Below are 13,618 nucleotides of genomic sequence, written 5' to 3'. Positions count from 1 at the left end.
AAGCCTACAAGCGTCGCGCTCCCGTGGGCGTCATAACAAAGGATGAGTAGTCATGGTTCGCTGCAAACCACCGGTCAAATCCCCAGCCCAGCGCCTTGATGGCGAGTTGCCGAGCCTGCGGCTCAAGCCCCTGGCCCAGGCCATTGCCTTGCTGATGGTGGCGGGCAGTGCCCATGGCGCCACGGCCTTCAGTTCCGGCTGGTTCGCCGCCAAGGGCGCGTCCCAGGCCGCCACCGCCGCGCGCACCAACGGCCAGGTGCCGGGGATTCCGTCGTTGTCCCAGCAGACCCGGGCCAACCAGCAGTTGCAGCGTTCCTTGAGCAATCTCAACGCCAGCGTCGCCGCCATTGCCGCCCAGCAGGCGGCCCAGGCCGCAGCGCGTCAGGCGGCCTTTGGTACGGTGAGCCAGATTCCCGATGGCCTCGGCCAGGGCGGGCTCAAGGTCGACAACAGCCTGGCCCAGGGCTGGATCAACGCCAAGGGGCCGGTGCAGAGCCAGTCCGGCGGCAAGACCACGGTGACCATCGAACAGACCGCCGACAAAGCCATCCTCAACTGGGAGACCTTCAACGTCGGGCGCAACACCACCGTGGATTTTCAGCAGCAGTCCAACTGGGCGCTGCTGAACAAGGTCAATGACCCCAACGGTCGGCCCAGCGAGATCCAGGGCCAGATCAAGGGCGCCGGCACGGTGATGATCATGAACCGCAACGGGGTGATCTTCAGCGGCACCAGCCAGGTCAACGTGCGCAACCTGGTGGCGGCTGCGGCCACCATCAGCGACGAGCAGTTCACCAAGCAAGGCCTCTATGTGGACGCCAACGGCACCCAGCCGACCTTCACCGATGCCCTGGGCAAGGTCCAGGTGCAGCGCGGCGCGCTGATCCAGACCCACCCGGCAGCCAGCTCCACCGAGTCTGGCGGCTACGCCTTGCTGCTGGGGTCGGAAGTGGAAAACGCCGGCACCATTGTCACCGCCAAGGGCCAGACCACCCTGGCGGCCGGCGACAGTTTCTACATCCGCCGCGGGGTCGGCACCAGCGGCAATCAGCACTCGACGACACGGGGCAACGAGGTCGCCACCTCGCTCAAGCCCGGCAGCACGGCGGGCACGGTCAGCAACACTGGCCTGATCATGGCGTCCACCGGCGACATCACCCTGACCGGGCACCGGGTGCAACAGAACGGCGTGGCCCTGGCCAGCACCTCGGTGGACACCCGCGGCACCATCCATTTGCTCAACGCCGCCAGCGACAGCACCGGCAGCGTGACCCTGGGGCAGGGCAGCACCACCGCGATCCTGCTGGACAGCAGTGGCAACACCGCCCTGGACAGCCAGCGCAACAATGGCCTGATCAACCTCGACGGCACCCCGACCAACCTGATCAGCGGGCCGTTCAACAACTTGAGCAGCGTGGCCGACCGCAGCGACCAGTCGCGGGTGGAGATCGTCAGCGGCGGCACCGTGGACTTTCAGAACGGCTCCATCACCCTGGCCACCGGTGGCCAGGTGGCGGTCAGTGCCGGGCAGCGCAGCCTGGTGCGCGACGGTGCGGTGATCGACGTGGCCGGCGCGGTCGGGGTCAAGGTGGCGATGGAGTCCAACACCATCAAGATCAACGTCCAGGGCAACGAGCAGCGCGACTCGGCGGGCAACCGCGACAGCGGCCAGTTGATCAACAACGATGTCTGGGTCGACCTGCGCGAGCTGGTGTTCGTTCCGGCCGGTACCAATGGCTATGCCACTGATCGCTGGTACACCGCCGGCGGCCTGCTGGAAGTGGGCGGCTACCTGGGCACCCAGGGCCACAACATTGGCGAGTGGATGGCCCAGGGCGGCACCCTGACCTTCACCGGCAAGGAGGTGGTGACCCAGTCCGGGGCCCAGTTGAACCTGTCCGGCGGCACCGTCGATGTGCAGGCCGGCTATATCCAGCAGACCTGGCTCAAGGGCGTTGACGGGCGCCTGTACGAGCTGTCTCGAGCCCCGGGGGATTTGCTCTACACCGGCATCTACAAGGGCTACGTGGACAGCAGCCCGCGCTGGGGCCGCACCGATTACTACTACAACCCGCTGATCGCCCAGCAGCGCCGCTACGAGGCCGGCTACAGCGTCGGCCGCGACGCCGGCAAGCTGGTGATCGGCACCGGCAACGCAGTGCTTGAAGGCCAGCTGGTCAGCGAAGTGTTCAAGGGCGACCGCCAGACCCAGGCGCCCAACGTCAACCTCGACGGCTACCAGCAATCGCACAAGGCCGCGGCCCAGCGCGCGCAACTGATCATTGGCAACTACACGCCGATCTACAACAAGGCCAGCGGCACCCTGCGCTATGCCCTGAGCCCGACCGTGGACAAGGTGCTGATCGAGGCCAACCAGCAGCAGATTGCCGCCGGCCTGGACCTCACCACAGCCCTGCCGGCCAACCGCCAGGGCCAGCTGGTGCTCGACAGCGACACCCTCAACGGCTTTCAGTTGGGGGCGATCAAGGTCGGCGCCAAACAGCAGATTCAGGTCAACGGCGCGCTGCAGGTGGCGCACGGTGGCGATATCACCCTGTTCGGGCCAGAGGTCCAGCTCAACGCCAACCTCACGGCCCACGGCGGCAGCATCAACGCCGGCAACGTGCTGAACCAGGTGGATGTGAACCGCAACTTCGTGGTCGGCGATGTGATCCTCGCGCCCAGCGGCGGCGCCCAGGCCCGGGTCGAGGTGGCCGATGGAGTCAAGCTGGATGTCAGCGGACGCTGGAGCAACCTGGCCCTGGACCCGTCGGACAGCAGCGGCCTGGCCTTTATCAACGGTGGCAAGCTGTCGTTGCGCAGCAGCAGCGACCTCTACCTGGGCAACGGCACTCTGGTGGATGCCAGCTCCGGCGCCAGCCTCGGCTATGACGGCAAGGCCAGCGGTGGCAAGGGCGGCGACGTGACCCTGGCCGCCGACGGCCAGCTCGACCTCAAGGGCGAGCTGCGCGGCCATGGAGTCAACGGTGGCGGCACCCTGTCTCTGCAGGCGCACAAGGTGCTGATCGGCGCCAAGGACGTGGCCCCGCCAGCCGGAACCTTGCAACTGGCGGGGGACTTCTTCAACAAGGGTTTCGGTGCCTACGACATCACCGGCAATGAAGGCCTGACGGTGGCCGACGGCGCCCAGGTCGAGGTCAAGATGCCGGTCTACCGCTTCGCTGCCCAGGCTGGCAGCAGTGCCACTGGCAGCGATCCGGCCAGCGTTCTGCAGCCCTGGCTGCCGGACCTGTACCAGCAAGACGCGGCCAAGGGCGTGCTGACCCAGCGCCGTGGCGCCGGGTTGACCCTGAGCGCCGGCAATCAGTACTCCACGGCGGCCCAGTTGGCCACCACGGCGTTGTCCGTGGGGCAGGGCGCGGTGATCAGTGTCGACCCGGGGCAGGCCATCAACCTGCGCAGCGTCGGTCAACTGACGATGAACGGCACCCTCAATGCCTGGGGCGGCAGCGTCAGCCTCGGTGGTTTGACGGTGGCCAGTTCCGAGGCCGCCAATGCCGCCGGCCACGGGCGTTCGATCTGGGTCGGCGAGCAGGCGCTGATCGACGTGGCGGCGCGGGCGGTGAGCGCGGTGGACAACCGTGGCCGTCATTACGGTCAGGTGCGCAATGGCGGCAAGATCGCCATCGGCGGCGAGATCGACCTGGCCAGCGGCATTGCCAAGGCCAGCGACCTGTTTGTGGTGGTGCGCGACGGTGCGCGTCTTGACGCTTCCGGGGCCCAGGCGGCCCTGGACATTCCCGGCCAGGGCCGGGTGCAGGTGGCCAGCAACGGTGGCAGCATCAGCTTCGCTTCCAACAACGGCCTGTACCTGGACGGCCGCTTCGTCGCCCGGGCCGGGGGCGCCGGCGCGGCGGGGGGCACCTTGTCCCTGGCCCTGGAAAGCCCGTACTACATCAAGAACGCGGTCAACGACCGGGTGCTCAAGGCGCGGGAGCTGGTGCTCAGCCAGGTCCACCAGGGCAGTGGGCTACCGGCCAGTGCCGACGCCGCAGCCGCCAGCCTGGAGTACGGCCATGGCCGCCTCGGGGTGGATCAGGTCACGGCCGGCGGTTTTGACAATCTGGCGCTACTGAGCAACGGCCTGCTGAGCTTTGACGGCGATGTGTCGCTGAACATGGGCCAGAGCCTGCGCCTGTACAGCGGCGCGCTGAACCTGAGCGAGAGTGCCGCGGCCAACGCCCGGGTCAATCTGTCGGCGCCCTACCTGTTGCTGGCGGGCATCCTCGCGCCACTGGAGGCCAAGGATCAGTACCTGCGCCCGGTGTCCACCGGGACGCCATCGCAACGGAGCACCCAGGCGCAGTTCAATGCCAGCGCCAATCTGATCGATGTGCGCGGCAACGTGGTGTTCGGCAGCAAGGGCACCTTGCGCCAGGCCGACAACAGCCTGCTGAACGTCGAGCGCCGTGGCTTCGACCATGTGCAACTGACCAGCCAGGGCGATATGCGTTTCCTCGCCGGGGCCGGTGTCGATGTGATCGCCAAGGGCATCAGCACCCAGCTGCTGACCCAGGGCGACATGACCCTGCGGGCCGCGCAGTTGTACCCGGCCACCGAGGTCGGGGCCCGGGTGATTGCCGGTTACCTCAACGATATCTCCGGCACCCGCATCAACTTCGACCCCAGCCGTACCCTGACCATCGGCCGCACCGGAAATGGCGACCCGGCGGTGCCGTACTCGGCCTTCGGCCGCCTGCAACTGGGTGCGGCCAGCATCAAGCAGGGCGGGGTGATTCGTGCGCCCCTGGGCCTGATCGAGATCGGCAACCTGGGCGCCAGCCAGGTGGAGTTGCTGCCCGGCAGCCTGACCTCGGTCAGTGGCAAGGGCCTGGTATTGCCTTACGGCGGCACCGTCGACGGTCAGGTCTACAAGTACAACGGCAAGACCGTGACCTTCCTCGGCCAGGGCGCCCTGGTGAATGAGAACAGCGACCTGAGCGTCGGGGTGATCCTCGGGGGCCAGTCGGTGCAGGTGCAACCCAATGCCACCGTGGACCTGTCCGGTGGCGGCGAGCTGCTGGGGGCCGGGTTCATTTCCGGGCGCGGCGGTTCCACCGATGCGCGCTACAGCCCGCTGGTGCAGATCGGCGCCAACGGCAGCTTCATCCTGCCGGGCCTGGGCAGCAACCCAATCTACGCCATCGTCCCCGGGGCACAGCCGGGCTATGCGCCGGTGGCTCCGGAAGGCGGCGCGGTGGACCCGTTGATCGGCCAGCAGATCACCATCGGCAGTGGCGTGCCGGGGCTGGCGGCGGGCACCTACACCCTGATGCCGTCCACCTATGCGCTGATGCCGGGGGCCTTTCGCGTCGAAATCAACGGCTTGGCCGGGCTTGGCAGCGAAAGCGCGGCCCAGCAGCTGCGCAATGGCTCCTGGTCCACCGCCGGGCGCCTGTCGATCGCCAACACCGGGATCAGCAACAGCGTGGCCAGCCAGTTGATCCTGACCTCGGCCGATACCCTGCGGCGCTATTCCCAGTACAACGAAACCGGCTACGCCCAGTTCGCCCTGGCCGATGCGGCGCGCCTCGGAGTGCCCCGGCCGATGCTGCCGGTGGACGCCAAGACCCTGAAGCTGGCGCTGCAAACGGGGGCCGGGGCGCAGGCCTTCTCCTTCCGCGGCATCGGTCGTTTCGACGCCGCCCAGGGCGGCTACGGCGGCACCGTGGCGATCTTGAACATGGGCAGCGGCGGCATTGAAGTGGTGGCCGCCGGCAAGTCGGCCACCAGCGGCTTCAGCGGCGTCACCCTGGACGCGGACAGCCTCAATACCCTGGGCGCGGCGCGGCTGATGCTCGGTGGCCTGACGCTGGTCAAGTACGGCCAGGGCGGCAACTACATCACCCTGGCCGAAGGCATCAACGCGCCCAAGGGCTCCATCACCTTGCGCGAAGGCGTGACCCTGGCCGCGCCGGAAGTGTTCCTGGTGAGCAACAGCGGCGAGATCGTCCTGGAGCAGGGCGCCTCCATCAACACCCTGGGTCGCGGCAAGGCCAGCTATGACGCCCGGGACGGCTTCACCTACCAGGTGGCCAATATGCTGGCGGTGTCCAATGGCCTGCTCAATGTCATCAGCAAGGTCCAGGCCGGCGGGCAAAGCAGCGGCGGCATCAAGGTCGGTTCCTGCGCCAGCGCGCCCTGCAGCGGGCAGACCGCGCTGTATTCCGAAGGCAGCATCGTCGCCCTGACTGACAACACCTTCGAACTGGGTGATCAGGTGCGCTACGGCACCCGTCACCTGAACCTGGGCCTGAACAACATCAATGTCGGCAGCCCCGAAGCCCTGGCGGCCGCGGCGGCGGGCAACCGCCTGCCCAGTGGCATGACCCTGACCCAGCAAGTGCTGGATCGCCTGCTGCGCGGCGACACCCAGTTCGGCGCGCCGGCCCTGGAGACCCTGCAGCTCTCGGCGCGGGACGGTTTCAACTTCTACGGCAGCGCCACCCTGGACACCTACGACCCGCTGACCGGCAAGTCGCTGCTGAGCAACCTGATGCTCTCCACTCCGGCAATCTACGGCGCGGGCGGGGCCAATGACGTGGCCAGCATCCACACCGCCAACCTGATCTGGCAGGGCGCGGTGACCCCGGCCGGGGCGGTGGTGGCCGGAGGGGCCGGGACCGGCAGCGGGCGTCTGCAGATTGACGCCGAGCGCATCGAGTTCGGCTACGGCGCCTTCGCCCAGCCCAGCACCACCCAGAACTTCGACCGCCTGGCCCTGGGCTTTGCCAACGTCAACCTGAATGCCAGCCAGCGCATCACCGCCAACCACAAGGGCAGCCTGGCGGTCTACCAGAGCCAGGGCGCCTTCGACCCGCTCAGCGGCTTTGCCTACAGTGGCGGCAACCTGAATATCCTCACCCCGCTGATGACTGGCGAGGCCGGCTCGGTGAACCGCATCAGCGCCGGTGGCGCCATCGACATCGGTGCCTCGGCGGGCCCCCGTGGCGCGGCCAATGGCCAGGGCGCGGAACTGTCCCTGCAGGGCGACAGCATCCGTCTGGCCAGCGCCGTGGTCCTGCCCAGCGGCAAGGTGACCCTGGGCGCCCGTGGCGATGTGCTGCTGACCGACGCGGCGCGGGTCGATGTGGCCGGTCGCGCCATCGCGTTCAACGACCTGACCCGATACGGCGCCGGCGGCGAAGTGTTGCTGCAAAGCCGCAGCGGCAACGTGCTGCAGGCGGCCGGCTCGACCATTGATCTTTCGGCCAGCCACAACCAGGCCGGCAAGCTGCGGGTGGTGGCGCTGGACAGCGCGGCCGGGCGGGTCGACCTGGCGGGCAGCATCCTCGGCGGCAGCAGTGGCCAGTACGATGCCGGCGGCACCCTGGTGCCGTTCCTCGGCGGCGCGGTGGAAATCCAGGCCCAGCACCTGGGCAGCAGCGGCAGCCTGGACGAGCAGTTCGCCGCCCTCAACCAGCGCCTGAACCAGGGGCAGGTCTTTGGCGCCCGCAGCTTCCAGCTCAAGCAGGGCGACCTGACCATTGGCGACGGGGTCAAGGCCAGCAGCATCAACGTCTCGCTGGACCATGGCAGCCTGCGGGTCAGCGGGCGGGTGGACGCCAGTGGCGCTCGGGTCGGCAGCATCAACCTGGCGGCCAGCCAGGGCCTGACCCTGGACAGCGGCGCGCTGCTGGACGCCCACGGCAGCACGCTGCGGGTCGACAGCTTCGGCAAGATCATCGACTCGCCGAACCGCGCCAGCGTGGTCCTGAGCTCGGGCCAGGGCCGCCTGACCCTGGCCGACGGCGCGCGCATCGACCTGCGCCACGGCACCGATGTGGCGTCGGGCAGCGCCCCGGGGCAGAACGACGGCCGCAGCCGCGGCACCCTGGAATTGAACGCGCCGCGCATCGTCCAGGCGGACCAGAGCAGCAATGACATCGACATCGATGCCCGTGGCCGCCTGGATATCCAGGGCGCGCGCTCGATCGCGGTCAACGGCATGATCAGCTACGACGATGCCCCGGAAAAAACCGACGCCACCGCCAGCGGGCGCCCTTACCAGGAGATCACCCAGGCCTACCTGGAGGCCAAGCACCTGCAAAGCACCGCCTTTATCAACGCTGCGCTGCAGAACAACGACCTGCTGCACAACAAGCTGGCCGGCCTGAACAACGCCACCTACGCCGATGCCTTGCACCTGCGGCCCGGGGTGCAGATCGTCAGCAAGACCGCCGACGGCGACCTGGTGGTGCAGGGCGACCTGGACCTGTCCGGCTACCGTTACGCCAGCCTCAACCCCCACACCCAGAAGGACGACAACGTCTACGGCTCCGGTGAAGTGGGCAGCCTGAGCCTGCGCGCCGGTGGCGACCTGAACGTCTACGGCAGCATCAACGATGGTTTCGCGCCGCCGCCGGGCACCGATGACGACAATGGCTGGATTTTGCGGGCCGGCATCGACTTCACCGGTGGCGATATCGTGATTCCGGGGGGCGGCCTGTCCCTGGCCGACGGCACCCTGTTCCCTGGGGGCAGCACCCTCAACTACGACTTGCCGATCAAGGCCCTGACGCTGCCGCAGGGCACGCGCCTGCCGGTGGCGGCGACCCTCAGCGAGAGCCTGGTGCTGCCGGCGGGCACGGTGCTGGCCGCCGCGGTGCGCGACAGCAACGGTACGCTGCTGTTCGCCGCCGGCACCCTGTTGAACCAGAGCCTGACCCTGAACCCGGGCAGCGTGCTGGAGGCCGGCACCCTGCTGACCGCCAATACCGCGGTGAATGCCCTGACCTGGCCCAAGGGCGTGCCCCTGCCGGGCGTTGCCGGGGCGCGTAACCTGGTGGTGCTCGACGGTGGCAAAGAGCTGTCCCGTGGGGCGCTGATTCCTTCGGGCACCGATATCAAGCTGCCGGGCGGGGTGGCCTCGGTGCTGTTGCGGCCGGAAAACGGCGGGCGCCAGGGCAAGCTCTGGGCCATCGCGCCGATGCTGACAGAGGGCGCACAGTCCTGGTCCCTGCGCCTGGTGGCCGGGGCCGACACCGCGGCGGCCGACAGCCGCGTGCTGCAGAGCCAGACCACGGCCGGCAACCTGCACCTGGCGGACAGCCATTACGGGATGTTCGGTCAGGCGCAGTATGTCTGGACCGAAGAGGGCTCCCTGGACTTCTTCGGCGACGACAGCATGGTCGGCCAGCCGGTCAACTTCGACGAGTTCGGTGACCCTGCGCTGTGCGACAACACCCCCAGCTACTGCGCCGTCGGCGACACCTACGCCCTGGTGCCCAGCAGCACCCGGTTCAGCGTCGTGCGCACCGGTGCCGCCGACCTCGACCTGCTGGCGGCGGGCAACCTGAGCATGGATTCGCTGTTCGGCGTGTACACCGCCGGCACCTCCTCCAGCGCCACCTCGGCCAGCGATCCCTACAACCTGGCGCGGGGAGGCAACGGCCAGAAAGTGCTGAACAACGTCGCCGGCGGCTACGAGTCCCTGGTGGACGGTGGCGCCAGCAGTGTCTACCGGGCCTGGTACCCGGACGGCGGCGGCAACCTGCGGATCAAGGTCGGGGCGAACCTCGGCGGCAACATCGTGACCCTGCCCAACCAACTGCCCCCGGGCCGCCCGGTGGCCAGCGACACCGGCAACGACTCCAGCAACGTGGGCAACTGGCTGTGGCGCCAGGGCAACGACCTGAGCGGCGGCGTGGAGCGGGACACGGCCTGGTGGATCAACTTCGGCACCTACACCGCCAACAGCGCCGGCGGTGCCGATCAGATGGTCGGCTTCACCGGCTTCGGCACCCTGGGCGGCGGCAACCTGGAGGTCGAGGTCGGCGGTGATGCCGGTGCCCTGGCGCCCATGGCGGCGCCGGTCTACGCCAGCTACGTCAACCCGCGCAGCACCGGGCTGATCCTGGCGGTGGGCAGCACCGGCCGGGTGGCCGCCGATGGCAGCCGGCAAGTGACCGGCGGTGGCGACCTGACCCTGCGCGTCGGCGGGCAGGTCAACCCCTACAGCCAGGTCGGCTTTGGCGTGTTCAACGGCGCCCTGGTGAACCTGCGCGGCCATGCGCAACTGAGCAGCGCAGCCCTGGGCAGCCTGGACCTGCACTACGGCGCCCAGGCGGCGGACCAGAGCCGCAGCGAAACCCGGGCCTTCGAGCCGCAGCGGGCGACCCTGGCGGTGGCCGCAGGCGGCATGACCCTGATGCCGGGCGATGCCACCTTCAGCCTGTCGACCCGTGGCGACCTGGTGCTGCAGACCGTGGCCGACCCCGGGCGCGCGCCCCTGGCCAATGGCTGGGCCTACCAGGGCGCCAGCGGGGCCACCGGCATCGGCCAGAGCTGGTTCTCCCTGTGGACCGAGCGCAGCGCCATCGACCTGTACTCGGCCGGGGGCAACCTCACGCCGTTGACCAGGGGCACGGAAACCGACATGGCCACCGTCTACCCGCCGACCCTGCGCGCCGTGGCGGCCAGCGGCAGCCTCTACTACGGCCAATCCAGCCTGTATGAGGCGGGGGCGGCGGTGGTTCCGGCGGCACTGGTGCTGGCGCCTTCGCTGAACGGCCAGTTGCAGCTGCTGGCCGGTGACTCGATCTACGGTGGCGAGTTGACCGTCAGCCGCTCCAGCGCTTCGGCGCAGGCGCTGGCGACCCCCGAGCACCCAGCCTTCATGGCCACCAGCGCGACCCTGGAAGGGATTCCCCTGGCGGCCAGCGGCAATCTCTCCGCCGATGGCAACCGGGCCCGCGGCGGGGTGTTCCCGCTGTTTGCCTTCGGTCCCAACACGGCGACCAACCAGTGGGCGGGCAACACCGAGCCGTCGCGGTTCTATGCCATCAACGGCGACTTGCTGGGGGTCAGCAGCGGCCGCGTCCTGACCCTCACCACGGCGTCCGACCCACGCCTGGGGCAGACCTACTATGAAGGCGGTGGCGCAGTCTGGATGAAGGCCGGCCAGGACATCGTCAGCAGCGGCACCGGTCTTGGCGGGGCCAAGGGCGGCAACAGCACCTATGGCGAATACACCTTCAGCGGCAACCTGTTCGTGCACCACAACCCCAGCGACATCTCCATCGCCAGTGCCGGGCGCGACATTCTCTACAGCAGCTTCAACGTTGCCGGCCCCGGGACCCTGGAGCTGACCGCGGGGCGCAACATCCTCATGGAAGACCGGGTCAGCGTCACCAGCCTCGGCGCCGTGGCGGCGGGGGACAGCCGTCCCGGGGCGAGCATCGTGATGCAGGCCGGGGTCGGTGCCAGCGGCCCGGATTATCGACGCTTTGTCGAAGCCTATCTGGACCCGAGCCGCCTGGCTCAGCCTGGCGAAAGCCTGTCGGCGGGCAAGGTGGCCAAGACCTACGAGGGTGAGCTGCTGGACTGGCTGGCGCAGCGCTTCGGCTTTGTCGGCGACAGCGCCCAGGCCCGGGCCTACTACGCGGCCTTGCCGGCGGAACAGCAGCGGGTGTTTGCCCGGGATGTGTATTTTGCCGAGCTCAAGGCCGCCGGCCGCGAGTACACCCAGGACGGCGGGATACGCCAGGGCAGCTACGCCCGGGGTCGGGCGGCGATTGCCGGGCTGTTCCCGAGTACCGATGTGGCCGGCAACCCGATCACCTACAAGGGCGATATCACCCTGTTCGACGGCGCCGGGGTGCACACCGATTTCGGCGGCAATATTCAGATGCTGACCCCGGGCGGCCACCAGACCTTCGGCATCGAAGGCACCGCGCCGCCGGCCTCGGCCGGGGTCATCACCCAGGGCGCGGGGGACATCCAGCTGTACTCCCTGGGCAGCATCCTCCTGGGCCAGAGCCGGATCATGACCACCTTCGGCGGCTCGATCATGGGCTGGTCGGCGGCGGGCGACATCAACGCCGGCCGGGGCTCCAAGACCACCGTGGTCTACACCCCGCCCAAGCGGGTCTACGACACCTGGGGCAACGTCAGCCTGTCACCGTCGGTGCCCAGCACCGGGGCCGGGATCGCCACCCTCAACCCGATTCCCGAGGTGGCGGCCGGCGACATCGACCTGATCGCCCCCCTGGGCACCATCGATGCCGGCGAGGCGGGTATCCGGGTCTCGGGCAACGTCAATATCGCCGCACTGCGGGTGGTCAACGCGGCGAACATCCAGACCCAGGGCAAGTCGTCCGGGGTGCCGGTCACGGCGGCGGTCAATACCGGCGCCATGAGCTCGGCCAGTGCCGCGGGTTCGGCGGCGTCCCAGGCAGCGGAGGAGGCGGCGCGCAATCAGCAGGCGGCAGCCAGGCAGGGCCGGGCGTCCATCGTCACCGTGGAAGTGCTGGGCTTTGGTTCCGAACCGGTGCAACGCCAGCGTGAAGAAGCCAGCCGCGCCCCGGGCTACAACCCCGACAGCCCAGTGCAGGTACTGGGGGCCGGGCCCTTGAGCGAACAGGCCCGGGCGCGCCTGACCGATGAGGAGCGTGGGCAACTGACGCTGTAAGGTGCTCTCGTGGTAGCAAGGCGTGGGATGAAGGTGCTGCCCAGGGGGCGTATGGCCCTGGGCAGCGACGGCCCCGCCGTGGCGGGGCCGTTTTGCAGCGGGTGGTCAAACCGTGGCGATCATGCACCCTATGGCGCCGGATTCCTGGTAGATGACCCGAGTGTTGTGGGCGTTGGCGAAGTCCCGCAAGCCACGTTTGGCAACGTCGCTGTACCCCAAGGCCACAGCCCAGCGTGCCGCGACGGGGCTGGTGTACTTGGTGAGTTTTTCGATGTCCTTCTGAGTTTCGGCCAGCAGCTTGTTGCCGGCGTTGGTGGCACTTTCCACCTTCAGCTCAATGGCGTAGTTCTCACCGTTTTGCTGGGCCAGCACGTCCAGGCGCAGGCCTGAATTCGGATTGGGATAGGGCACTTCGCGGGCGGCGGCCACATGGGCCGAACGCAGCAGCATCAGAAACTCCACTTGAAACCACACTTCCCAGGCGGCGCCGGTGCTGATGGCGGCTTCGATGCGGGCGTGGTCGCTGAGGATGAGTTGGCTGAGGTCGGTATTTTTCATCGGGTATTCCTCTTTGTTGGGGGTGCAAAGAGGAACGTGCGGAAGGGGGCGGGTGTGAATCTGTTGGCCAGATCATGGGTGGGGTGGGCTATTCTTCGCGGCCCGCAATGAACAGGGCCGGTCATTACCCCATGGCGCCAAATGAAGGTTCCACCTGCGATTCCGGCAGTCATCAACGAAGCACACGGGTTGGATATGGACATCGAACGTCTCCTGAAAAAACGTCAGCTCAATGTTCAGGAACAAAACACTCTCAGAGCCTACGAACTGGAATGCACCGCAAGGAGCTGGCGGGACGAGGGGGTGCCCCAGGCCTTGTTGGATTACGCCGAGTCACAGGCAGTCGACTGGTCGTCAACCATCGTCCTCAAGTTGGATATCGACTTTCCCGGAATGCCCAGTCTGTTTGGCTTGTTGTTGACCCAGGACGAGCGCTTCATCGATTTTGAAATCGAAACCGACCCCACTCACCGGCAGGTTGAAGCGGTGGAGTGCTGGAATGACATCACCGCCACTCTGAATCATTCGACGTGTAACCGAGGTACAGGCAAGGGCTTTGCGGCCATCGCGCTGCAAGTCCGGCGCGAGTTGCTGGGACAGGTCGATCACGGGTGATTGGCGAGTGGA

General features: G+C 68.0%; 3 protein-coding genes. 2 read left to right on the top strand and 1 reads right to left on the bottom strand.

Annotated elements, in window-relative coordinates:
- Positions 1 to 52 precede the first annotated feature (52 nt).
- Entirely contained in the window at positions 53 to 12,433 is a 12,381-nt protein-coding gene (locus tag Q8O96_RS28120; protein ID WP_305949830.1) for a filamentous haemagglutinin family protein, read from the top strand.
- A gap of 105 nt (positions 12,434 to 12,538) precedes the next feature.
- Here Q8O96_RS28120 and Q8O96_RS28115 read toward each other — a convergent pair whose 3' ends face one another.
- Positions 12,539 to 12,991 carry a hypothetical protein gene (locus Q8O96_RS28115; protein WP_102863342.1) on the bottom strand — a complete coding sequence of 151 codons (453 nt, stop codon included), beginning with the start codon at positions 12,989 to 12,991 and terminating at the stop codon, positions 12,539 to 12,541.
- 141 nt (positions 12,992 to 13,132) lie between these two features.
- On the opposite strand from Q8O96_RS28115, the gene Q8O96_RS28110 reads away from it, so the two are divergent.
- Positions 13,133 to 13,606 carry a hypothetical protein gene (locus tag Q8O96_RS28110; RefSeq protein ID WP_305949829.1) on the top strand — a complete coding sequence of 158 codons (474 nt, stop codon included), beginning with the start codon at positions 13,133 to 13,135 and terminating at the stop codon, positions 13,604 to 13,606.
- Positions 13,607 to 13,618: the final 12 nt, after the last annotated feature.

This window comes from Pseudomonas sp. LPH60 (genome assembly GCF_030718165.1).
In the GTDB taxonomy this organism is placed as follows: domain Bacteria; phylum Pseudomonadota; class Gammaproteobacteria; order Pseudomonadales; family Pseudomonadaceae; genus Aquipseudomonas; species Aquipseudomonas danubii.
Note: the sequence above shows the minus strand (reverse complement) of the source record. Positions and strands in the feature narration are given on the sequence as shown.

What these genes read in the sequence shown, in the direction of transcription:
- Q8O96_RS28120 (WP_305949830.1), top strand. Translation starts at nt 53, where the DNA reads ATGGTTCGCTGCAAACCACCGGTCAAATCCCCAGCCCAGCGCCTTGAT.
- Q8O96_RS28115 (WP_102863342.1), bottom strand. Translation starts at nt 12,991, where the DNA reads ATGAAAAATACCGACCTCAGCCAACTCATCCTCAGCGACCACGCCCGC.
- Q8O96_RS28110 (WP_305949829.1), top strand. Translation starts at nt 13,133, where the DNA reads ATGAAGGTTCCACCTGCGATTCCGGCAGTCATCAACGAAGCACACGGG.